22 protein-coding genes, 1 tRNA gene and 1 pseudogene are annotated in these 23,427 nt (G+C 43.6%); 12 read left to right on the plus strand and 12 right to left on the minus strand.

Annotated elements, in window-relative coordinates:
- Positions 1-551 precede the first annotated feature (551 nt).
- The 3 genes from O9334_RS18175 (at position 552) to O9334_RS18185 (ending at position 2,750) form a co-directional block, all read left to right on the plus strand.
- Positions 552-1,202: a DUF3318 domain-containing protein gene (locus O9334_RS18175; protein WP_045358522.1), complete on the plus strand. Its 651-nt coding sequence runs from the start codon at positions 552-554 to the stop codon at positions 1,200-1,202.
- Positions 1,203-1,315: 113 nt separating this feature from the next.
- Positions 1,316-2,311: an anti-sigma factor antagonist gene (locus O9334_RS18180; protein ID WP_045358521.1), complete on the plus strand. Its 996-nt coding sequence runs from the start codon at positions 1,316-1,318 to the stop codon at positions 2,309-2,311.
- Positions 2,298-2,750, plus strand: a complete 453-nt coding sequence (locus O9334_RS18185) for an ATP-binding protein (RefSeq protein WP_288001663.1) — start codon at positions 2,298-2,300, stop codon at positions 2,748-2,750. Before O9334_RS18180 ends, O9334_RS18185 begins: the two co-directional genes overlap by 14 nt.
- A 6-nt stretch (positions 2,751-2,756) precedes the next feature.
- Here O9334_RS18185 and O9334_RS18190 read toward each other — a convergent pair whose 3' ends face one another.
- The 4 genes from O9334_RS18190 to petN form a co-directional block, all read right to left on the minus strand.
- Positions 2,757-4,202 carry a serine/threonine-protein kinase gene (locus tag O9334_RS18190; RefSeq protein WP_288001692.1) on the minus strand — a complete coding sequence of 482 codons (1,446 nt, stop codon included), beginning with the start codon at positions 4,200-4,202 and terminating at the stop codon, positions 2,757-2,759.
- Between the two features lie 74 nt (positions 4,203-4,276).
- Complete coding sequence (sbcD, locus tag O9334_RS18195) at positions 4,277-5,530, minus strand: exonuclease subunit SbcD (protein WP_288001666.1); 1,254 nt, start codon at positions 5,528-5,530, stop codon at positions 4,277-4,279.
- Between the two features lie 311 nt (positions 5,531-5,841).
- A complete protein-coding gene (locus tag O9334_RS18200; protein ID WP_002736416.1) occupies positions 5,842-5,985 on the minus strand; it encodes a hypothetical protein in 144 nt (47 codons plus the stop codon).
- Between the two features lie 16 nt (positions 5,986-6,001).
- A complete protein-coding gene (gene petN / locus O9334_RS18205; protein WP_012265708.1) occupies positions 6,002-6,091 on the minus strand; it encodes a cytochrome b6-f complex subunit PetN in 90 nt (29 codons plus the stop codon).
- Positions 6,092-6,176: 85 nt separating this feature from the next.
- Between petN and O9334_RS18210 the strand changes: the two genes are divergently transcribed.
- Together O9334_RS18210 and aroB are read left to right on the plus strand one after the other, a co-directional pair.
- On the plus strand, positions 6,177-6,572 hold the full coding sequence (locus tag O9334_RS18210; protein WP_045358518.1) for a hypothetical protein: 396 nt from the start codon (positions 6,177-6,179) through the stop codon (positions 6,570-6,572).
- Positions 6,573-6,733: 161 nt separating this feature from the next.
- Positions 6,734-7,834, plus strand: coding sequence for a 3-dehydroquinate synthase (gene aroB / locus O9334_RS18215; RefSeq protein ID WP_045358517.1), 1,101 nt, complete (start codon positions 6,734-6,736; stop codon positions 7,832-7,834).
- Here aroB and O9334_RS18220 read toward each other — a convergent pair.
- Positions 7,811-8,947, minus strand: a complete 1,137-nt coding sequence (locus O9334_RS18220; protein WP_288001668.1) for a geranylgeranyl reductase family protein — start codon at positions 8,945-8,947, stop codon at positions 7,811-7,813. The genes aroB and O9334_RS18220 overlap by 24 nt on opposite strands.
- Positions 8,948-9,185: 238 nt before the next feature.
- Between O9334_RS18220 and O9334_RS18225 the strand changes: the two genes are divergently transcribed.
- Both O9334_RS18225 and O9334_RS18230 read left to right on the plus strand, forming a co-directional pair.
- Positions 9,186-10,370, plus strand: coding sequence for an AAA family ATPase (locus O9334_RS18225; RefSeq protein ID WP_288016837.1), 1,185 nt, complete (start codon positions 9,186-9,188; stop codon positions 10,368-10,370).
- Positions 10,370-10,960, plus strand: coding sequence for a DUF4276 family protein (locus O9334_RS18230; RefSeq protein WP_288001674.1), 591 nt, complete (start codon positions 10,370-10,372; stop codon positions 10,958-10,960). The genes O9334_RS18225 and O9334_RS18230 overlap by 1 nt, the downstream gene beginning before the upstream one ends.
- 214 nt (positions 10,961-11,174) lie before the next feature.
- Here the strand turns inward: O9334_RS18230 and O9334_RS18235 are convergent, their stop codons facing one another.
- Positions 11,175-11,567 carry a DUF4278 domain-containing protein gene (locus O9334_RS18235; RefSeq protein WP_045358514.1) on the minus strand — a complete coding sequence of 131 codons (393 nt, stop codon included), beginning with the start codon at positions 11,565-11,567 and terminating at the stop codon, positions 11,175-11,177.
- Between the two features lie 506 nt (positions 11,568-12,073).
- Here O9334_RS18235 and O9334_RS18240 point away from each other — a divergent pair.
- Together O9334_RS18240 and O9334_RS18245 are read left to right on the plus strand one after the other, a co-directional pair.
- Positions 12,074-12,247 (plus strand): hypothetical protein, encoded by a 174-nt coding sequence (locus O9334_RS18240; protein WP_190380469.1) that lies wholly within the window; start codon positions 12,074-12,076, stop codon positions 12,245-12,247.
- A 21-nt stretch (positions 12,248-12,268) separates the two neighbouring features.
- A complete protein-coding gene (locus tag O9334_RS18245; protein ID WP_045358513.1) occupies positions 12,269-13,318 on the plus strand; it encodes an AI-2E family transporter in 1,050 nt (349 codons plus the stop codon).
- 1 nt (position 13,319) lies between these two features.
- On the opposite strand, the gene O9334_RS18250 is transcribed toward O9334_RS18245, so the two are convergent.
- Positions 13,320-13,392: transfer RNA gene (locus O9334_RS18250), tRNA-Gln, on the minus strand.
- Between the two features lie 314 nt (positions 13,393-13,706).
- On the opposite strand from O9334_RS18250, the gene O9334_RS18255 reads away from it, so the two are divergent.
- Positions 13,707-15,503: a protein kinase domain-containing protein gene (locus tag O9334_RS18255; RefSeq protein ID WP_288001677.1), complete on the plus strand. Its 1,797-nt coding sequence runs from the start codon at positions 13,707-13,709 to the stop codon at positions 15,501-15,503.
- Between the two features lie 80 nt (positions 15,504-15,583).
- Here the strand turns inward: O9334_RS18255 and rsgA are convergent, their stop codons facing one another.
- The 5 genes and pseudogenes from rsgA to O9334_RS23220 form a co-directional block, all read right to left on the minus strand.
- Complete coding sequence (rsgA, locus tag O9334_RS18260; protein ID WP_045358512.1) at positions 15,584-16,660, minus strand: small ribosomal subunit biogenesis GTPase RsgA; 1,077 nt, start codon at positions 16,658-16,660, stop codon at positions 15,584-15,586.
- Positions 16,661-16,882, minus strand: a complete 222-nt coding sequence (locus O9334_RS18265; RefSeq protein WP_045358511.1) for a sulfurtransferase TusA family protein — start codon at positions 16,880-16,882, stop codon at positions 16,661-16,663. It abuts the gene before it with no gap.
- 295 nt (positions 16,883-17,177) lie between these two features.
- Positions 17,178-18,302: a molecular chaperone DnaJ gene (gene dnaJ, locus O9334_RS18270; RefSeq protein WP_045358510.1), complete on the minus strand. Its 1,125-nt coding sequence runs from the start codon at positions 18,300-18,302 to the stop codon at positions 17,178-17,180.
- Positions 18,303-18,542: 240 nt separating this feature from the next.
- Complete coding sequence (gene dnaK, locus O9334_RS18275; RefSeq protein WP_288001694.1) at positions 18,543-20,594, minus strand: molecular chaperone DnaK; 2,052 nt, start codon at positions 20,592-20,594, stop codon at positions 18,543-18,545.
- A gap of 109 nt (positions 20,595-20,703) precedes the next feature.
- Positions 20,704-21,156, minus strand: a pseudogene (locus O9334_RS23220) (hypothetical protein); the annotation flags it as partial.
- 389 nt (positions 21,157-21,545) lie between these two features.
- On the opposite strand from O9334_RS23220, the gene ahr reads away from it, so the two are divergent.
- Together ahr and O9334_RS18295 are read left to right on the plus strand one after the other, a co-directional pair.
- Entirely contained in the window at positions 21,546-22,550 is a 1,005-nt protein-coding gene (gene ahr / locus O9334_RS18290; protein ID WP_045358509.1) for an NADPH-dependent aldehyde reductase Ahr, read from the plus strand.
- A gap of 28 nt (positions 22,551-22,578) precedes the next feature.
- A complete protein-coding gene (locus tag O9334_RS18295; RefSeq protein WP_288001682.1) occupies positions 22,579-23,397 on the plus strand; it encodes a Uma2 family endonuclease in 819 nt (272 codons plus the stop codon).
- Positions 23,398-23,427: the final 30 nt, after the last annotated feature.

Here is a 23,427-nt window from a genome sequence, read left to right on the forward strand (position 1 = left end):
TCTGGCACCATGCCATCCTAGATGGGGTTGAAGGGCTTGCTTTAAGGCGCTATACTGATTCATAGGGTTTTCGAGATTAGTGCTATTTCTCATAAAACCCTACTCCCGCCTACTTTTCAAGCTTTTTGTCCTGTACTTAGCTGCGAAGGTTACATGATATCAGCCAGACTTGGAAACTATCTCATCAAATTAGTCCCCCATAGAACTCCCTTGAGCCATCTTGCACACTTTTCTCTTTTTGTCAAATTTTATGTTAAGAAAGATGTGACTAATGGATAGCTTATTAAGGGGGGTATCTGACAATTTTTAACACCCACCTACTTAGTATGATTGACTCCCAATCGAACTTTAAAAACCCAGTTATGGATTGTTTCTCCCCATCTCCCCCACTTCCCCACTCCCCACTTCCCACTTCCCACTTCCCTCACTGATGACTGATTACTGATCACTGAAAATGCTTCCTACTGCCAAAAGCTGCCAAGATCACAAAAAAGACCGCTATGATCGAAAATAGAATTCATCGTCATTGGTAGAGAATAGGTAAAAAATCTATGACATCTTATGCGGCCTCCTCTGCACGAGCCGAAATGAGCGAACTTCGGCGCCTAAAAACCCTACTACCCCCAGAATTACAAAGTTGGGTAACGGTAGAAGGTTCCACAGAGATTAATCCCCCCCTGATCCGTTGTGAAGAAATTGGCAGAGATGAGGTAGAAATTCAGATAGATTTAGCAAAATGGGAAAATTTAGCCATCGATCAGCGTAATTTGCTCTTTTGGCATGAAGTGGCCAGGATTCAAAATGATAGTATTCCCCGGGAAGGCTGGGAAATGGCCGCCCTCGCTATTGGCTTAGGTGGCGCAGTGGGGGAATTATGGGTACAGGACGGGTTATTATTGCTTTTGGCTATGGGATTATGTGGGATTTCCGGTTATCGTCTCTGGCGCAAAAATAATGGCGATAAAATTCTCAAAGAAGCGATCGAAGCCGATGAAAAAGCGATCGCCATCGCCACCCGTTTCGGTTATTCTCTCCCCAACGCCTACAAGAGCCTAGGCAGTGCCTTTAAAACCCTAATCGAACAAACACCCAACCGTCGTCTGCGTAAGCGTTATGAGACCCGTTTAGATGCCCTGAGAAAGAGTGCGGCCAAAGCGAAAGCCCAAACCCAAGGCCGTCCGCCCCTAGGTGAGATTCGTTAGCCGATAATCACAGGCAATCTCTGACATTACCCATTGGTATTTGGGGAAAAGTGTAGTAAACATTAGGTAGGTCATCAGGCCTTGTTCATCTATCAAACCACCTCTTTGTGTCGATGACTTCCCAACTCCCTGAAACACGTTTTCTGATCATTCCGATGGAGTATCCCGTTTTGCGGATGCCCGATCGCTTGACTGTCTTGGAAGCAGTACAGTTCAAAGATCTCTTTCACCATCTCATCGCCCAAACACCCACTCCCGAAAAAGTCATTCTTGATCTGAATGCCACTCAATTTATGGATAGTAGTGGTGTGGGTGCTTTAGTCCATAATCTCAAAGCGGCCAGGGCAGAAAATATCGAGTTAGTGCTGGCTAACGTCCATCCCCCAGTGATGGGGGTTTTATCGATTACGGGACTAGATCAATTATTCACTTTCCAAACCCCCCCCCTAGCACCCCAAGAAAACGGCTTTACTGCCACTGAAAACGATCTACCCGAAACCCATCCCTCGATTCGCAGTTGGTTAAAGCGCTGTCTTGACATTGTTGGTGGGATCGTGGGTTTATTAATCACGGGGTTTATTTTTGTCCCCATTGCTATCGCTATTAAGTTAGACAGTCCAGGTCCAATTTTTTTTAGTCAAACCCGCTGCGGTTGGTTGGGAAAGCAATTTAAAATTCTCAAGTTTCGTTCCATGTGTGTGGATGCAGAAGCACTCAAGGATAAAATCCCCAATCAAGCGCAGGGAGCTTTTTTTAAGAATAAAAATGATCCCCGGATTACCCGGGTAGGAAAATTTTTACGTCGTACCAGTTTAGACGAATTGCCCCAGTTTTGGAATGTGATCACCGGTGAAATGAGTCTTGTTGGCACTCGTCCCCCCACACCCGATGAGGTGGAACGCTACGATGTTCCCCAATGGCAACGTTTAGATGTAAAACCCGGTATGACGGGAGAATGGCAGGTGAATGGTCGCTCTCGGGTGCGTAATTTTGAAGAGGTAATTCAACTAGATTTGCGCTATCAAGAAAATTGGAGCTTAGGCTACGATCTACAACTGATTTTTAAAACAATTTTGATTCTCTTTCAAAAAAACAGTGGTGCCTTCTGAAGTCTTAAATTCCCCTTCTTCCCCCCTCCATTTCCATCTACAAGTCCGGACGGAATTGGCAGCTTTAATCCCAGTCCTACAATGGTTTGAATCCCACGGCCGTTCTTTTCTACCCGACTCGGTGCTTTGGCAGTGTAAGGTGGCTTTAGCAGAAGGATTTACTAATACTGTCCGTTACGCTCACCAACATTTACCACCGACCACAGCGATCGATCTAGAATTAACTTTTTCGTCCCATTCTCTAGAAATAAAAATATGGGATCACGGTCAACCTTTTGATCTGCAAGCCAAACTTGATTCTCTACAACAACATCCCCTCGCACCTTTGGAAATGGAAAGCGATCGAGGATTACTTTTCATGCGTTCTTTTACTGATACTTTACAATATATCCGCACTGGCGAAGGGAGAAATTGTTTAATTCTCCAGAAAAGCTTTTAAGTCAATTTATCCCCTGCTGGAAACTCCGTCCATCGTACAGGTTTCCAGACGAGAAAAAAGAATTATGCCACCACCCACACCCCACACAAGGGTGGGAAGATGTCCCCAGGGTGCTTTGAGAGAGAAAGTAATTTGATCGTAGTATAACCACTTGTTATTAACTCGCCAACCGACTTTTGATCCAAAATCGTTCCATTTTTGTTGATCATAATTGCCGCTTCCTCCTAAACTTTCATAGATTCTTTTCTGAACAGATATACCGAATTTTCCCTGACTATATTGTAACCAGAGTTGATTGATAGTGGCTAAATCTTCACAGGGAAAGTTATCTATATCTTCTATCTTAAGATATTTTTCTTTAGTTCGATCGGCAACTTTTAAAAATAGATTAGCTGTTTCTTGATCTGCCTCTTGCCATTTTTCTTGCGCCAATAAATACCGTAGGTTAGTGTAATCAATTGCCTTGGCACTTTTGAGGTTAATTTCCTCCCTGGTGGCGGCTGGAAAAACTGGCAAAACCGTTTCTTGAATTGTATTCTGTGATCGGGGTTTTGGCGGAATCACGACGGCTAATTTTACTGCTAACTCTTGCAGGACTTCCCCAGCTGATTGATAACGTTTTTTGGTGCCAAATTCAATTAATTTATCTAAAATTTCGCCTAATCCAACACTAACAGGATTATTAATCAGGTGCTGTCTCCATACCCATTCATGTTCACTCACATCGAATAATTCAAAGGGAGATATTCCCGTTAATAAATAGATACAAGTGACTCCCAAACTATATAAATCACTGCTATTAATCGCTTTACCATTGCCTTGTTCTGGGGCGATATATCCCGCCGAACCGATCACTGTTCCTGTCAGGGAAAGATTAGCAATGGTCATAAATTTAGAGGCACCAAAATCCACTAAAATTATTTTATTATCGCTGCGTCTCCTAATTATATTAGCTGGTTTAATATCCCGATGAATGACTCTTTTAGCATGGATAAAATCAAGAATTGGCAAAATTTCCAATAAAAGATGTTTAATCTTTTCCTCATTGAAAACTCCCTCGCTTTGTAATTCTTGTTCTAGATTTTCTCCCTCAATATATTCTTGAACAAGATATTGTCGCCCATCATTGCTGGTAAAATAGGCATAGAGGGAGGGAATTTGTGGGTGTTGACCGAGATTATCTAAACTAATCGCTTCTTCTTTAAATAATTCCGCAGCTTTCTTGAGGGCGTTACTATCTTGAGCGCTAGGAAAAAATTGTTTAATCACACAATAAGGTTTAGAAGGTTTATCCTCATCAATTGCTTGAAAAGTTTTACCGAAACCCCCTTGTCCAATTAATTTTATAGCACGATAACGATCTTTTAGTAATAATTGAAAGCGACATTTTTGACAGAATTTATCTGTAGGATCATTGTTATATAAACAATCGGGATTAAGACATAAACTCATTGTTAGTTCAAAGAGGGATAGGGAAGATGTTTCAGTGAGCAGTAAACTGATAACTGATAACTGATAACTGATAACTAAATCGAGGTTTCTTCCTCTAGCCAAATTTCTGGCTGTTGATTTAATAAAAGCTGGGCTGCCTCTAACATATCATCAACAATATCGCGCAAATCTTTCTTATTATCGATATAAGCTTTTAACGCCTCCATCGGATCTAATTGATTACCCACCCCTAATTCCGGTAAACGGGGACGGGTTAATTGACTAATTAACTCCGCCCGAATACTATAACTATGGGCAGTTTTTAACGCTTCGTCAAGCTGATTGGTGTTGATTAGTTCTAATTGTTCACTGCGAATTTTATAAACTAAGCGGATAACTGCTTCCTGAATATCGTATTTTTTGAGAGCTTTCAACAATTCCTTTTGGGGGTTTTCTGCCTCGGAAACATCCACTTCGATCGAACGGAAAGGACGCACGGGTAAAGGACAAAATTCCCATTTAACCTCTCCTTTAGCCACTTCTATTAAAACATAGCCCTTATCTTCTTTTTCCTCGCTAAAATCCACTCGATCAATGCTCCCCGGATAGACAATAGGCGGATCATTGCTAGGATTAAGATTTTGATGTTTGTGAACATGACCGAGGGCGACATACTCGAATTGTGGACGATTTAGCAGCGATAAAGGCACGGTAAAACCTTTACCAACCGCTAAAAATCTTTCTGCTCCTAAACTAGCTCGATCGGCCATTAAATGGGCTAATAAAATTGTTGGTACACTTGTATCTAATTGGCGAATTTCTCCTTCTAAAACTGGTTCCAAACGGTTAATTAATAATTCATTTACCCCACTCAAGGATAAACCCTCGGTTTCGGGACGGGTTAAGAGAGTGGCGCGGGTTAACCAGGGTAAAGTAATTACTTGGATATCGCCATTGCGAGTGGTGATGCGATGGGTGGTCAGGCGATCGCCAACAATAAACCCCGGCACCGCTAGGGTACGATAGATGGAGAGACTGACACCGCCATTACCCTGAGAATGTTGATCGTGATTACCTACTAATAACACCGTCGGGATATTAGCATCGGCAAGACGACGGAATTGACTGGCAAAAGCTTCGTGAACAAAAGGAGGAGGAGTGGCATCGGGAAAGGCATCTCCCCCAAAAAGAACTAGATCCACAGGGGAGGCAATAGCCCGATCGATACAGAGGCTTAAACTGCCCATAAAATCCTCTAAACGAGTATTTAATCCCGTTTTTGGATTTAAACGTCCATGGGAAAAACCGCTCCCCATGTGAATATCCGATAAGTGCAGTATTTTAATCATAAGTAGTAGGCAAAAGGCAAGAGGCAAAAGGCAAGAGGTGGTGAGATATGTCTAATTAATTGCGTCTAGCTACTTAAGACCTCCTGAAAAAGTAAGTTCTCGAACCGCTATCTAGTCAAAATATCTAAAAACTCAGATAAATCTGACATAATCTTAGGTTTTGTGGATAGCATAGTTGTTTCTTGTCTTTTTTATCCTCCTGTCTCGGATTATCCTATCGACCGTCTCCTCACCTAAGGTCAGATTTTTGATTTTTGCAGGAAATCTATAGTAAAGGAAAAACAGGCGTAATTAAGTACACCTGTTCAGGATTATTTTCCTAATTTTTTATCGCCATCTTGACGACGGCGATCGCGCCATTCTGTAGTCGTCAGGTAGAGAATGCCACCACTGACGATAACGAGGAGAATTAAGGCGACTAGAAAGAGAGTGTTGAGAATCAAGGATGTTTCCATGGTATCTATAGATTACCTAGAAACCGTTACGACCCCAAACCACCATGGCGATCGACCAAGTGAACAGGGCGAGAATGCTAACCCAACCAAGTGTCAAAATATCCATAATTGCCTTTGTTAAACGAAATACTTAGGAGATAACTACTCAATTTATAATACTTCATCAGTGACTCCGTTTTAGAGAGGCGATCGTGCAAATTACGCTCAAGGAAAGAATCGAATCCATACAGGTGGGGAGTATCTCGGCTCTGGCTTTCCTGGTTCCCTATCTGCTATTTTTAACTGTTGATCGACTATTGTTAGGGGAATCGATCGCACTAATTGGCGCTTTTGTCAAGATATCCGGGGCGATAATTAGCGGATTTCTCTTCGGTGTCACCTATCGTTATGTCGTCCGTAACGACGATAATCCCCATCTCAAAGATGGTACAGTGGCAGCTTTTGCCCTAGTCCGCGGCCTAGTTCCCCTACAATTATCCACAGACTTGCTCGCTGACGCTTGGCAATTAAGTCTCTTTCTGGGAGAGAGCTTTATCTGTTTTTTATCCTGTCGTCTGCTCTTAGAGTTGACTAAGCTGCGTCAATAACCGACTCAGTTATCAGTTATCAGTTATCAGTTATCAGTCATAAGATTTAAGTTTTCAGTGAATAGTATTAAGCGACAAGCTCGGAGCTGCTTTTTTACTGTTTACTGATCACTGTTTACTGATCACTGATCACTGTTTACTGAAACATCACCCCACACCCTATGGCTATTTGTATTCCCGTTAATTTACCCGATCGCTCCTATAATATTCTGATCGAGAAGGGCAGTTTAGCTAATCTCGGTGGAGAAATGAGCCAGTTAAGCTTAGGTAAAAAGGTTTTATTGGTTTCTAATCCCGAAATTTTTGACTATTACGGGCAGATAGCCGTTAATTCCCTAGAAAAAGCGGGCTTTGTTGTTTCTACTCATCTGATCCCCGCTGGCGAAAATTATAAAACCCTCGATTCGATCGCCCAAGTTTATGATAGCGCCCTCGCTCACCGGCTGGAACGTTCCTCGACTATGGTTGCCCTCGGTGGTGGTGTAATCGGGGATATGACTGGATTTGCAGCAGCCACATGGTTACGGGGCGTTAATTTTGTCCAGGTTCCCACCACTCTGTTAGCGATGGTGGACGCTTCCATCGGGGGTAAAACTGGTGTTAATCATCCCCAGGGCAAAAATCTGATCGGGGCGTTTTATCAACCGAAATTAGTTCTGATTGATCCTAGGGTGCTTAAAAGCCTACCCGTGCGAGAATTTCGGGCAGGAATGGCAGAAGTGATTAAATACGGTGTAATTTGGGATGCTGAGTTATTTCAACAGTTAGAAGACTCGGACAATTTAGCCAGTTTTTCTCAGATCGATGGCGAGCTATTGCAAACAATTATTACAAAGTCTTGCCAAGCTAAAGCAGATGTGGTATGCACAGACGAAAAAGAAGCGGGTTTGCGGGCGATCTTAAACTATGGTCACACGATCGCCCACGGCATTGAAAGTCTAACGGGATATACTAGCGTTAACCACGGGGAAGCGGTGGCCATGGGGATGGTGGCGGCAGGAGCGATCGCTGTTAAACTGGGAATGTGGACCGCCGGGGAAAATCAACGTCAAACCGATTTAATCGAAAAAGCCGCCTTAGAAACCCGTATTCCGCCTTTAAATGCCGATGAGATGGTAAATGCTCTCACTGCCGATAAAAAAGTTAAAGATGGCAAGGTTAGATTTATTTTACCAACGGCAATCGGCCAAGTCACCATTAGCGATCGAGTCACCCCCACCCTGGTGCGCGAGGTGTTATCACCAACCGAATCCGGGCAGTAAAAGCTTTTTCAATTGTTGCATCGCTTGATCCGTAACATCCCGGTATTTTAAATCTCCCACGAGAATACGTCCCATCAGTTGACCGGCGATCGGGCGTTTAACGGCGATATTGTAGGCGATTTGGGTAAATTGATAGAATAAACCGGCTAATTTGGCCGCTAAAGCCATATCTTCCCCCCATTCTTCCCGAATTATCCGACTATAGCCCGCTAAAGCCTGATTATCCCCGGCTAAAGCTCGATCGATCGCCTCGGCTGCCTTAACTCCCGTCAAAATTGCCGGACGGATACCCTCACCGATGAGAGGATCGAGAATCCCCGCCGCTTCTCCTGTAATTAGGGCATTTTGGGCGTGTAGCGGTTTATTTCCGTTCCAAAGGGCTAAAGCATACTCACTATAGCGATAATCCTCTAAATTCCAGCCCTTTTGACGGGCATAATTTAACAGTTGTTTTTTCAGATCCTCGGATTTGATGCTGCCCTTAAAACAACCACCGCTAATTGTGTAACCATTAGACTTGGGAAAAGCCCAGATATAACCATTTTTTAGGGAACCAAAGTCAAAAAAAGCTTTTTGGGGGGGAATAGTAGCCCCTTCGTTAGTAATTTCGAGGGTAGCCCCGATCGCTTGGTTTTTCGCCGGTAATCCCAACCAGCGACTGGTATTGCCCCTAACACCATCGGCAGCAATCAGATATTTACCTGAAAATGTTCCCTGTGATGTGGTAACTTGCCAGTGATCTTGAAGGAATTTGATCTGGGTAACTTCGCTGTTATCTTGGATGGTTGCCCCGACTGCGATCGCCTGTTGACCTAAAAAATCATCGAAACGATCCCTTTGTACCATCCACATCGGTTCTAGCATATTTAACTTAGTGGTGACGGTATCCCCCTGTTTCCAAGTAAACTCCACTTGCGTGACGGTATTCTCGATCACGGGGGTAAAATCAAAATCAAACCACTGCTTAATTGCCGGGGATACCCCCCCACCACAGGGTTTATAACGGGGTAATTTCGCTTTATCGAGGATCAGAATCGATCGCCCCTTTTTAGCTAGATGATAACCCGCCGTCGCTCCTGCTGGTCCCGCACCGATGATAATACAGTCAAACATTTGTACTAATTTAAGTCGTTGAACAAATTTATAGACAATTTACGCTATTTTGGGCAACTTGTGTTGAGTCTGGTTTCTTGTCCCTTCCCTAGGCGGTTGAGCTTGCCTCTCTAGTTTCTAGCTGATTTATACCCCAATTTCCAAGAGAGTCCAATCTCTGGCTTTTTTGACTAATTGATCAATTATCTTCACCGGATCAATCGTATAATAAAAAAAACTATAACGGCTCGATTATATCATGAAAATTGTTTCTATTAAAATAAAAAACTATCGTATGTTTAAAAATATACACATAAGAGATATTCCCCCTTTTTGCGTGATTATTGGAGCTAACGGCACGGGAAAATCTACTCTATTTGATATTTTTGGGTTTCTGCGAGATGCCCTTAAAAACAACATTCGCCAAGCTTTACAAATTCGCGGCGGTTATAGAGAAATTATCACTAGAGGTCAAGAACAGGAAGATATTGAAATCGAGCTGCAATTTCCCATGAAAATCTTAGATACAGAACGTCTGGTTACTTATCAAATCATAATTGGACAAAACAATAATCGCCCCGTTATCAAACGCGAAATACTTCGCTATAAACGGGGTGAACACGGTAAACCTTTTCATTTTTTAGATTTTCAACTTGGTCAAGGATATGCTATCACCAACGAAGAAGATTTTAGTAAACCGGATAAAGAACTCGATCGAGAAGAACAACAGCTAGAATCTAACGATATACTAGCAATTAAAGGATTAGGACAATTTCAACGTTTTAAAGCCGCTACAGCCTTTCGTTCTCTGATTGAAAATTGGCACGTTTCTGACTTTCATATTAGCGAAGCTAGAGGAAGTAAAGAAATATCTTATGCTGAACACTTATCCACCACCGGCGACAATATAGCTACAGTCGCTCAATATATTTATCAACAATATCCCCAAATTTTTCAGCAAATTCTCGAAAAAATGAAACAAAGAGTTCCGGGTATTTCCTCTGTGGAAGCCAAAGAAACCGAAGACGGTCGCTTGATTTTACGTTTTCAAGATCAGGCCTTTAAAGATCCTTTTATTGATCGCTATGTTTCTGACGGGACTATGAAAATGTTCGCTTATTTAATATTACTATTCGATCCCAATCCTCATCCCCTACTCTGTGTCGAAGAACCAGAAAACCAACTTTATCCTACTTTATTAAAAGAACTAGCCGAAGAATTCGCCCACTATAGCTATCGGGGGGGTCAGGTATTTGTTTCTAGCCACTCCCCCGATTTTATCAACGCGGTTCCACTAGCTAGTATTTTCTGGCTAATTAAATCCCAAGGTATCACCCAAATCCATAGGGCTGCCGATAGCGAAATCCTCAAAAACTTAGTAGCGGAAGGCGATTTACCCGGCTATCTTTGGAATCAAGGTTGGTTTGAAGGAGTAGCACCATAATGAACTATGATATCGTATTTTTGCTAGAAGAGTCATCTATAGAAAATGTGTTAAACGAACTTTTGCCTAAACTTATTCCCCCAGAAATAAGGTATAAATGTATTAGTCATCAAGGCAAACAAGACCTAGCCAAATCTATTCCTATAAAACTCAAAGCTTTCAAGAAATCTAGTCCCAATACCAAATTTATTATTGTCCATGATCAGGATTCCCACGATTGTCAAAAACTCAAAAAAGACCTAGGGCAAATTTGTCAAAATGCCAGTGATGCTCAAGTCTTAATTAGGATTATTTGCCATGAATTAGAATCTTGGTTTCTGGGAGATTTAGCAGCGGTGGCCAAGGCGTATAATTTAAATAGTCTCGGTCAAAAACAAAATAAAAGTAAATACAGAGAACCAGACCTGCTTAACTCGGCCAAACAAGAATTAAAAAAGCTAGTGAAAGAGTATTATGCAGGAACCCACTCTAAACAGATTGCCCCCCATCTTTCCCTAACTGAAAATAAATCGCGTAGTTTTCAAACTTTTATCCAAGGTATCAAAAATGTTGTGGAAATGATACAACGCCCCAATCCGAACCCGAACTAAAATAGACCTCGACCTAATATAATTAAAAGCTTGTAAACTCCTAACTAGAGTTGGCTGAAAAAATTTAAAAACCTTGTTGGATAATATCTTGAGGCTTTTTTAAAATCAAAAAGTGCCGGCCCTGGGAGTGAGCGGGGGGAAGATTTAGGCATTTTTGCGCCCAAAAATATTCCCCCCGGCAGAACCGAGGGGAAAGTGGGGAAAAACCGCTAATCTAGCAGTTTAAGGCTAAGTCTTGGGATTCTTTTTTCAAGAGATTAACGAGGGTTTCGTCACCATTCTCTTGAGCGATTTGTAAACGACGTTCCAGACGACGACGAATATTGTTCAGATGGATACTAGAAAGGGTTTCCTCCTGGACAACAACAGGGGGTTTGACAACGGGCAACGGACAAGTGTTCGGGATGACTTGCTCGGCAAAATGAGGACGGGTGCTGTAGGCAACTCCACGATACTGACGATGCAGTTTCGGCTCTAATTGGAGCATATGGCGAGGATAATGGTGATTCCAGTCTTGACCTCGGTATTTACCCCCGATATCTCCAGTATTCATCTCCAAGGGGAGAGAATCCCTTTCGTACTTAACTCCTCGATAGACTAACGTCATATCACCGACTCCCTGCAATGCTTTAAAGTGACTTTAATCTCTCTTGTCGTCTCTATTTAGGGACAACAAATGACAAGATCTTATTTCTTATTCTGTATCTATTCTTACATTTTGCTAGGGAAATTGAAAAAACTTTATAAAAATTTAATATTTTCTAGTTGGCCGTAGTATCCCTTTATGGCCGGGTTTGGTCGCCCGCCAAAGGAGCCTCTAGGGGTTTGAGGATTAATTTGGAGGCTGGAGGTGGCCAAACGAACCGCCATACCATCATTGTTTCATAATTTCCCCTTCCCTCTGGACTGACCTCGCCCAGAAAATCTAGCAACTTCGCCCACATTCTTGAAAAATGTTATTATTGCCAGCAAGCTCAATTTTTGCCGTTTTATATCTTTTTTTAACTTGAGCAATAGTATTAATCAAATCCATGGGGTATGATTGCCACATTCTGACCAAAATTTACCCTATTCAGGGATAAGATAGTGCTTGTGTCACCTAAAAACTGATCTATGAGCGGCTTTATTATCAAAATAATCTTGATATCGGCTTTAATTTCCCTGGCAATTAAATATCTTGCCCCTTTATTATCGATCACTCCCAGTCCTCTTAACACTTTAATTCTGGTTTTTACTCCTTTTCTGCTCACGGTTTTTGCCCTCTGGAGACGGACAATAACTGATTAGGAATTTTTCTCCTTACTCATCATGACTTTTGGCAGCAGCCTCGGTTTAGTCCTGTTAGTCTTCTGTCTGTTGATTCTCTGGCAGATTCGACAGATTCTCCTATTATTATTGATGGCGATTCTTCTGGCGCAGATTTTAAATTTGGCTGTGACTTGGTGGCAGCGTCATCACCTCAAGCGTTCCTACGCCCTAATTATCACCCTTTTTAGCTTCTTTATTGGTATAATCGGTATTTTTGTGGGGATTATACCCGCTTTAGTCCAACAATTTCGCCAATTATTTAGTTTATTACCCCAAGCTATAGAAAGACTCTGGGGACAAGTCCATAGTCTTGAGGATTATCTCGATCCTAGTCTGGCCACTGTCTTCCCGGACTTTAAAACGCTGCTGGCTCAATTACAACCCCTGATTAACCAAATTGCTGGCCGGGGTTTAAGCATTTTCTACGGCACTTTCGGTATTATCCTCAGCTTACTGCTAATTGTTGCCCTGAGCTTGATGATTCTCGCCGATCCTGCCGCTTACCACCGTTGTTTTCTGCGTTTATTTCCCGCTTTCTACCGTCCTAGGGTACGATCGATCCTAGAACAATGCGATCGAGATTTAAAAGCTTGGCTGAAAGGGATTTTCTGTCATATGTTGATTATGACCTTGGGCAGTTGCCTGGGTCTATCCCTGATCGGCATTCCCCTCGCTTTTTCCCAATCTATCCTGGCGGGATTTCTCACCTTTATCCCTAACCTCGGGCCGGTTTTAAGCACGATTTTACCCTTTTCTATCGCCCTTCTGGAGGCTCCCTGGCAACCCTGGGCAGTTTTATTACTCTACAGCAGTATCTATCTGTTAATTCAATATTTCGACCATCATCCACCGCTGCCCATTTTAACAGTGCCGTCCCTCAAGCTCTTACCCGCTTTTACCCTGTTGGCCCAGTTGTTTTTTGCCTCGATTTTTGGCTTTTTAGGGCTATTTCTGGCGGTTCCCCTGACGCTTATCGGTCGTATTTGGCTAAAGGAAGCTTTGATCGAGGATATTCTCAACCATTGGCGGATTGGGGATAAAAAATCTTAAACTGGGGATCTAGGATTCGAACCTAGGAAATGGCGGGACCAAAACCCGCTGCCTTACCGCTTGGCTAATCCCCATTGGACAGACCTTTTTAATATTAGCATTTATCTCCCCGGTTTTGTCAAGAAGTTTCTAAAAATTTTTTGCTGACTATAGCATCCGAGGGTAGAATCGGGAAGCTGCCTGAGCCTCAAACTAAGCTATAGTGGGAACTACTGGTCTGTCAAGTTGAAGTTGACCCAGACAATCATTGTCAAGCTGTACCCTTAACAAGAGAGCAGTCAAACTAAGTCCGTCTGAGGTGAACATCTCAAGCACGGTTCTGAATGGGAGGGGAGGTCGGCGATAATCTGATCAGTGGAGATTGTTAAGTAAACAGTGATGTTTCCCCATGACGGATTTAATTCTACAAAATCGTTACAAAGTCTTGCGATTAATTGCCGATGGTGGTTTCGGAGAGACTTTTTTGGCAGAAGATAGCCAAATGCCCTCAAAACGGCTCTGTCTGGTTAAACAGCTAAAACCGATTAATGATAATCCCCAGGTTCATAATCTTGTCAAAGAAAGATTTGATCGAGAAGCCGCTATCCTGGAAAAATTGAGCGAAAATAGTCCTCAAATTCCCAAACTATACGCTTATTTTGAGGAAAATAATCAATTTTATTTAGTCGAGGAATTTATCGAGGGGGAAACTCTCAGCCAAAGAATACAGAGTAAAGGAGTTTTTACCGATGATCAAGTCAAAGAGATTTTAGTTAGTATTCTACAGGTTTTAATTTATGTTCACGGACAAAAAATTATCCATCGAGATATAAAACCCGATAATATTATTCTACGAATTTATGATCATTTACCGATCCTAATTGATTTTGGTGCGGTTAAAGAAACTATGGGAACGGTGGTTTCTAATTCGGGGCATTCTCTTAATTCTATTGTTATCGGTACTCCCGGTTTTATGCCATCAGAACAAGCGATCGGTCGTCCGGTTTATAGTAGTGATCTCTACGCTTTAGGATTGACGGCTATTTATCTACTAACTGGCAAAACTCCTGAAATGTTAGAGAGCGATCCGATGACAGGAAAAATTTATTGGCGGCAGTTCGCTTTAAATACTAATATCAGTTTAGCAGCTGTGCTAGATAAAACTATTTCACTGCGCTCTAACGAACGTTATTTAACTGCAAAAGAGATGTTAGAAGCGCTACAAGCTCCTCCATCAATTGTAGCAACAAATATCGTTATTCCTGCCGCTACCCACGCTCCTACTCAAATAATTTATCCTGTAACTTCAAAACCTGTTTCTAATCCCCGCACGTTACCTGAATGGGTGAAAGCAATAATTATAGGTAGTATGATCGGTACTGGCATTTTAGGTGGTTTTGTCTTAAGTTATTATCTCTCAAATTCTTCTGGAGATGAGTCAATTTCTCCGTCACCTTCCCCAGAGAATCAAGACTCAGATATTACCATTAATAATGAGTTTCCTAAATCTGTCTGTGGAGATGAGAATATCACCGATACTTACTATAAAGTTGTAGTAACTGATGAGGATAGTTTAGAGAGAGTTAAAAATAACTTTTGTCGCGATGCTTTTGTTAATGATGGTAATATTCAGGTGGCAACTTTTAGTGACTTAAATCGCGCTCAAGAGTTACAAAAGCACCTAATTAAATACTTTAATCAAGTTAAAATTGCCCAAGGTGTCATCGATACCTCACCCAGTCCTGAAGCTGTCTATTCACCTGTTCCTCAACAGACAGTTAACTCTATTTCTCGTTCAGAAGCGGTGGATTTAATCGAGCGCTGGTTAAAGGCAAAAAGAGATATTTTCGGTCCCTCCTATCAAACCTATTTAGGAGAAAAATTACTTACAGGTAAAGCTTATAATGACAAAATAAAAAGCTCTGATGGTCAAGAAAGTTCTTCCGAATGGTTAGCTAATAATGGCGCTTATTATATCTATGGAGTTCAGAGAATAGATTCAGTTAATAATTTTACATCCTCTGGCGATCAAGCTACAGTGGATGTGGTGGTTACTGAAGAAAGAACACTCTATAACAATCAGGGTAAAATTGATCAAAAAAATAGTGGTTTAAGTACCTTATTGGTTCGCTATAATCTTGAAAATGACGAGGGAACATGGAAAATAGCTAACTCTAGAACTCTTAAAAATTTAGTTCGTAGATAAGTTTAATTAATTACAATAAAAACCCATATATACAATCATTGCTGTTAAATTTTCATCTTGAGAACGCAGTGTAACCCATTCTATTCAGAATCATCATTATAAATATCTTGGAGAGTTTTATTTTCGTAGCGTTCCTGATCTTGATTTTTGCCGCGACGGGAAGGACGACGATATTTTTTATTAGCTAATTTGGGTTCGTAGGTTTCTTGACCTGCTTCTTTAATTTTTAACTTTAAACTTGACTCTTTTGTGCTAGTTTTATGTAATGACTGTTCTCGTGTGATCGCCTCTTCTAAAAACTCTAAATAATGTTGGTAACGTTCCCAATCTCCCCTCACCACACAGTTAGGTTCCCGACGGTGAGTACAATCATTAAATTGACAATTTCCTAAAGCTAAACGCTGTCTCACTTCTGGAAAATAAAAAGTTAATTGTTCCGGTAAACACTTAATATCCGGTTGGTTAAACCCCGGACTATCGGCCAATAAACCCCGATTTGGTAAAGCAAATAACTCCACATGACGGGTAGTGTGACGACCTTTTTGCAGTTTTCCCGACACATCCCCCACCCGTTGATTAATCTCAGGAATTAGGCAATTAATTAAACTCGATTTTCCCACCCCGGATGGACCGGCCAAGAGAGTAATTTTATGGTTTAATTGTGCCAATAAAGCCTCAAATCCCCGATTTTTCTCCACACTGACAAAAAAGGGACGATATCCCCAACCAGCTAGGCGATCGCCCCAGAGTTCTATTTGTTCCGGTTCCCCCAGATCGATTTTATTGACACAGACCGCAATTTCCAAGCCTGTGGACTCGGCTTTCACCAAAAAACGACTGATCAGCCAAGGATCGAGGACAGGTTCGGCAAGGGCAAAAACTAGCAAAATCTGCTCGATATTGGCAACGGCCGGCCGATCGATCTCGGTACTGCGGGGGAGGACTTCTGCGATCGCACCCTGCCGATCATCAAAATTGGCTTCCTCCACGCGCACCCGATCACCAACCATCACCGATTGACCGATTTTTTGCAAGCGAGCGCGACGGGTACAGAGAAGATTCTCGCCCATAACGGGAGAATCCAAGCGTACCTGATAGAAATTCGCCTGTACGGCCACCACTGTGCCGTATAAATCGGTTAATTGTGCATCTACCATTTAGAAATCGGGGCGATAGACTTGGAGAACAAAAAAGCTATCTCGGTCCTCGATCGATTCTATCTGATAACCCTCCACTGTCAGGCTAGTGGGAACCTGTTCGATCGGTTCCCCGGCATCTAACCAGACTTCCAACCGTTCCCCGGCGGTCATTTTCTCTAATTGCAATTTTGTCCGGACAAAATTAATTGGGCAGGGAGTGCCGCGCAGGTCTAAAGTCATAATTATTTAGGGTTTGCTGAAAAAGTTTCTCCTAGGGACAGGGTGTGGGGTGTGGGGTGTGGGGTGTAGGGTGTGGGGAGAATAAATAAAATAATCTCCTATCTCCTGACTCCTGAATACTGAGACCATTTTTCATAAGTAATGGCAGAGATGGTTAATCGCCCTCATCCCTAACCCCCCACCCCCCCGATGTCGGGGGGCAAGGGGGGGGTAAGATACCTGCCAAGAATAAAGAAAAATGGTATGACTCCTGCCTCCATTAACCGACAAGATTTTTAGATTTATTCAGCCTGCCCTATTTATGGAAGATATTACCTAAAAATCCCTCGATTCCGCCTTTCCCCACGGTTTCCCCGCGAACTTTCGCTATTTTTTCCAGTAATTCCCGTTCTTCTCCCGTGACACGGGCAGGAATCGAGATTTTAACGGTAATACGATGATCACCGCGGCTAACGGGATTACCTAATTTGGGAACCCCCTTGTTTTCTAAAATCAGTACGGTGTTCGGTTGAGTACCGGCAGGGATAGTCAAGTCCTCTTGGCCATCTACAGTATTAACTTTGATGGTACATCCTAAAATCGCTTGGATATAACTAATCGAGATATCCGATTTAATATCATTACCTTCCCGTTGAAATTCTGCATCGTTTTCCACGGTTAGATAAACGAATAAATCCCCCGGCGGCCCGCCTTTAAGTCCTGCGTCTCCTTCCCGGGCAACGCGCAATTTCATGCCGTTGTCAACCCCCGCGGGGATGGTAATTTTCAGTTTTTTGGTTTCCTGTTTACGTCCAGAACCGCCGCAAAGGTCGCATTTTTCCTCGATCACTTCTCCAGCACCATCACAGGTGGGACAGGCCGAAACCTGAGCAAAAGTACCGAAGGGAGTACGGGTGGCGCGACGCACCTGACCAGTACCATTACAAGTAGTACAAGTGCGGGGACTGGTTCCTGGTCTGGCCCCACTGCCTTTACAGGTTTGACAGGTTTCCAGATGACGGATGCGGATTTCCTTTTCGCCGCCAAAGACCGCCTCGCGGAATTTTAGTTTGAAATCGAGACGTAGATCCTCGCCCCGGATAGGGCCTGTGCGTCGGCGGGCGGCTGCTTGGCCGCCCATGCCACCGAAACCACTAAAGATTGACTCAAAGATATCGGCGAAACCGCTCATATTGTCGGGATCAAAACCGGCAGGGCCACCAGAAACCCCAGCTTCACCAAAGCGGTCATAACGATTGCGGGTTTCTGGTTCCGAGAGAATTTCGTAGGCGCGGTTAATTTCTTTGAAGCGTTCCTCGGCTCCCGGTTCTTTGTTAACATCGGGATGGTATTTTCGGGCGAGACGACGATAGGCGCGTTTGATGTCTTCTTTGCCGGCATCCCGCGAGACACCTAGAATTTCGTAATAATCAGTGGGCATAGGGGGCTATGGTTCTGCTCGCAATTTATAAATAAAGTTTAAGTCTAGTTGTTACTTTAACAAACTATACATAATAGTTTAGTTGGGTTATCCCTACTATTTTTTTGGTGGGAGAGGGGAGCACCGGAGTGGGGTATGGGGTGTGGGGTGTGGGGTGTGGGGAGAAAAAAGCTGAAAACTCACATCTGATCACTGATTACTGATTACTGATCACTGAAAAGGCTGATAGCTTTTCCTTTTTTAATCTACGGCCTCGTAGTCACTGTTGATCGCTTCTGCCTCATTGTAGGTATTATCATAACTGCCTGATTCGGTGGATTTCGTTTCTGGATTGCTATGGGTTCTGGTTCCAGTAGAGGAGGGGGTTGGCCTGTCGGCGATGGTATTTGGGGGGGCGGCGGCTTGGGTGCGGGTTGGTTGAGTTGGTTCTTGGGTGACGTTGAGCGCTTGAAGACCGGTATCGTTGCGGGTTGGGTTTTCTTTTTGTTTACCTGTGTAGATACGGGTACCGATTTCGAGGACAATCTGACGAAATTCTGCCAGGGTGGTTTTTAGCTTTTCCGGGGATATGGAGGGGTCGCGCAGGGCGATTTCCAACTGTTGCCGCTTCTGGTCGGCTAGTTGCCGGATATCGGGGGCGACAAACTCACTGTTTTCCTTGAGGGTGACTTCGTAGCTATAGAAAAGACTATCGGATTGGTTGCGAATATCGATCATTTGCAGACGATTGCGATCAAATTCGGCGTATTGTTCGGCTTCTAGGCGCATTTTTTCAATTTCGTTCGGTTTCAGTCCCCCAGTATGGCTAATTAAAATGCTTTGTTCTTTGCCGGTGCCTTGGTCGCTGGCGGACACTTTTAAGATGCCGTTGACATCGATCTCGAAGGTTACTTCGATTTGTGGCACACCCCTACGGGCGGGAGGAATTCCCGTCAGGAGAAATTTACCGAGGGTTTTATTATCCTGGGCCATCGACCTTTCCCCTTGCAGAACATGAATTTCCACCGAAGTTTGACCGTCGGCAGCGGGGGAAAATGTCTGAGATTTGCTGGTGGGGATAGTGGTATTGCGATCGATGATTTTGGTAAAAACTTCGCCGAGGGTTTCGATGCCTAGGGAAAGGGGGGTGACGTCGAGGAGGAGGACGTCTTCTACTTCTCCACCTAAAACTCCAGCTTGAATTGCTGCTCCTAAAGCAACGGCTTCATCGGGGTTGACAGAGCGATCAATCTGGCCCGTGGAAAAGAAACGGGAGATTAATTGCTGTACGGCGGGCATTCTGGTGGAACCACCGACGAGAATCACACGGTTGATATCCCCGGGCTGTAGTTGGCTGTCTTTGAGGGACTGTTGTACGGGTTGGAGGGTTTTTTCTACTAATTCTCTGGTTAATTCTTCGAATTTAGCGCGAGTTAGTTCTATTTCTAGGTGTTTGGGACCGGTTTCGTCGGCGGTGATGAAGGGGAGATTGATTGAGGTGGTGATCAGGCTAGAAAGCTCGATTTTGGCTTTTTCGGCGGCTTCTCGCAGTCTTTGGCTGGCCATGCGATCGGTGGCTAGGTCGATGTTTTCTTGGTTTTTGAAGTTCTCGATCAGCCACTGCACTAAGAGGTTATCAAAATCGTCTCCGCCAAGATGGTTATTGCCAGCCGTGGCTTTCACTTCAAAGACTCCATTCCCCAGTTGCAGGATGGAAACGTCGAAGGTTCCCCCCCCTAGGTCAAACACGAGGATATGTTGATCTTCGTTTTGTTTATCTAAACCGTAGGCCAGGGCGGCGGCGGTGGGTTCGTTAATAATTCTTAATATTTCTAGCCCTGCGATCGCCCCCGCGTCTTTGGTGGCTTGACGTTGGGCATCGGTAAAATAGGCGGGGACTGTAATGACGGCTTCTTTGATCGGTTCTCCCAGATAGGCTTCGGCATCGGCTTTTAATTTTTGCAGGATCATGGCCGAGATTTCTTGGGGGGTAAATTCTTGATCGCGAATTTTGATGTTGACGGTATCATCGCGACCGCGTTGGCAATTATAGGCGACTCGTCCCCTTTCTGCTTCGGTGTCTTGCCAACGTCTACCGATGAAGCGTTTGATGCTATAGACGGTATTTTCGGCATTAGTGACGCCTTGACGTTTGGCTAGTTGTCCTACTAGGCGCTGGCTCTTGCCGAATCCCACAATACTAGGAGTTGTTCTTCCCCCTTCCGAGTTGGGGACTATAATCGGCTGACCTCCTTCGAGTGCAGCAACGCAACTGTTGGTTGTCCCTAAGTCGATGCCGATGACTTTGCCCATGACTATCTGATAATAAAGGTAGTTAATAGGATATGACTGCCGACAAAAATTATCCCAAAGTTGGGTACGGGCTTTTTGCCTTGTTTGACTTCTCCGCCCCTTGGCTAATTCAAGTCTTAACTGCATCACTACCCGAATCTACCTTCATACAATACCTCATTTGGTATCTGATCGTCAAGACATTTTCGAGGCCGATTGTTAATCGAGTTTATACTAAATCCGGTTATTAAAAACTGATTATTTATTCTCCCCTACCCCCCCTTGCATGAGTGCCTCTCCTCATAACTGGCCTGTACTCAACGGATTTAGTATTACGGCTCTTTTTACCTCCTCTGGTTTGACAATTTGAAAATTCCTACCCTTAGCCAAAAATTGTCTTAATAGTCCATTATGCTGGTTTAATCCCTGGTTTAATCTCCTTTCCTACCAATGATTCAGTCAATTTTTCGGAGGGCATCTCTCGAAAAGGTTCTTCGGTGACTCGATTGATTTCCCTAGCGGTTTGATTTTTTGCCAATTCTGCCACTAGAATTTTTGAGGTTTTGTTGGCATGAGTGATGATTTTCTCTAATTATTCTGTCGCTTTCTCAATCACTTCTCTTGATTTTTTCGTCGGCGATTGCTGGTCGCTTCTCGATGCTTGCGGATTTTAGGGACAAGTTTTGTGAGGATTCAGGCTCTCTTAGGTTTGGTGGGTAAAATGTATTCTAAGATACATTCCTGCTGGCGAGCGAGTGGAACGAACCACAAAGACACAAAGGACACAAAGATTGATCGCTCCTATATAACTTAAACTGAATCACACAAAAAATAAGAGAGCCAGATTCAGATGAAAATTACTGGTGGAATTAATTATCGGCTATTAGGGAACAGGCAATAGACCATAGTTAAGACATACTCAGATCAATCTAGGATAAAATAACCAATAAACCCATCCTAGAGGACTTAATCATGATTAGAGCCTATGCTGCCCGAGAAAAAGGGGGAAAACTAGAACCTTTTGACTACGATCCGGGTATATTAGCGGATGAAGATGTGGAAATCGAGGTGGAATATTGCGGCATCTGCCACAGTGACCTAAGTATGCTCGATAACGATTGGGGACTGACCACCTATCCCTTTGTCCCTGGTCATGAAGTGGTTGGTACAATCGCCGCTCTTGGTGCTAAAGTCAAAGAATTAAACATAGGGCAAAGAGTCGGTCTTGGTTGGTTTTCCCGTTCCTGTTCGACCTGTGAAACTTGTATGTCAGGGGATCAAAACCTTTGTGCCACTGCCGAAGGAACTATCGTCGGTCGCCATGGCGGTTTTGCCGAAAAAGTCCGGGCCCATCATAGTTGGTTAGTTCCCTTGCCAGACCAGTTAGATGCTGCCAAAGCTGGCCCGCTTTTTTGTGGTGGTATAACCGTCTTTAATCCCATTGTCCAATTTGATATTAAACCCACGGCCCGAGTTGGGGTCATTGGTATTGGTGGCTTGGGCCATATAGCCTTAAAATTCCTCAAAGCTTGGGGCTGCGAAGTAACCGCTTTTTCTAGTAGTCCCGACAAAGAAACAGAAGCAAAAGAACTAGGCGCGACTCATTTTATCAATTCCAGAGACCCCGAAGCTTTGCAATCGGTACAAAATTACTTTGATTTCATCATCTCTACCGTTAACGTTAATCTCGATTGGGGTCTTTATATCGCCTGTTTACGTCCCAAAGGTCGTCTGCATATTGTTGGGGCCGTTCTTGAACCCATAGCTACCTACGCTTTTCCCTTGATTATGGGTCAAAAATCGATTTCTGGTAGTCCTTTGGGGAGTCCCAGTACCATCAGTAAAATGATCGAATTTGCCTCTCGTCATGGCATTGAACCGGTCACGGAAACCTATCCTATCTCGCAGGTGAATGAAGCCATGGCAAAATTGAGAAGTGGACAACCTAAATATCGCCTCGTCTTGCAGATGAAATAAAACCATCTCTATCCCGGACGTAACCCCGATGACTCAACCTCTCACTCCTCCAGTTATCGATTGGGAAGAACCCCCCATTCCCCCAGAAGACTTGATTTTTGATGACGGAGAACCTTTGGAAACCCACCGTCACCGCAAGGCCATGAATGTCTTAATCGATTCTATCGAACAAGCCTATCAGGATCGAGAGGACTTTTTTGTTGGCGGTAATATGTTTATTTACTTTAGCCGTGAGCGGGTTTTTAATAAAGATTTTCGTGGCCCCGATTTTTTCGTTGTCCTCGATATCGATGGTAGTTATAAACGACAAGGATGGGTGGTTTGGGACGAAAACGGACGTTATACCGATGTGATCGTGGAATTAATGTCAGAAAGCACCGCAAAAATCGATTTAACTACCAAAAAAGACCTCTATGAGCGGACTTTTCGCTGTTCCCAATACTTCGTTTACAATCCCTTTGATGCCACTTCCCTGCAAGGTTGGGCTTTAGACCAAAATCAATGCTATCAAGAAATTATTCCCGACCACCGCGGTTGGTTATGGTGTCAACGTTTGGGATTATGGTTAGGAGTCTGGATGGGCAGTATTCAGCGAGAAGAAGCCCCTTGGCTGCGTTTTTATGACCTAGACGGCAATTTAATTCTCCTACCTGCGGAATTAGCCGAAATTGAACGTCAGAATGCTGAAATTGAACGTCAACGCACCCAGGCAGCCTATCAACAGGCCGAAATCGAACGTCAACGCACCCAGGCAGCCTATCAACAGGCCGAAAGCGAACGTCAACGGGCGGAACGTTTAGCGGCGCAATTACGGCAATTAGGCATAAATCCCGATGAAACCCCGTAATCGGCCCAGGACTGACCCCTATCTCTAAAA

The organism is Microcystis sp. LE19-8.1F (assembly GCF_027531715.1).
Lineage (GTDB): Bacteria > Cyanobacteriota > Cyanobacteriia > Cyanobacteriales > Microcystaceae > Microcystis > Microcystis wesenbergii_A.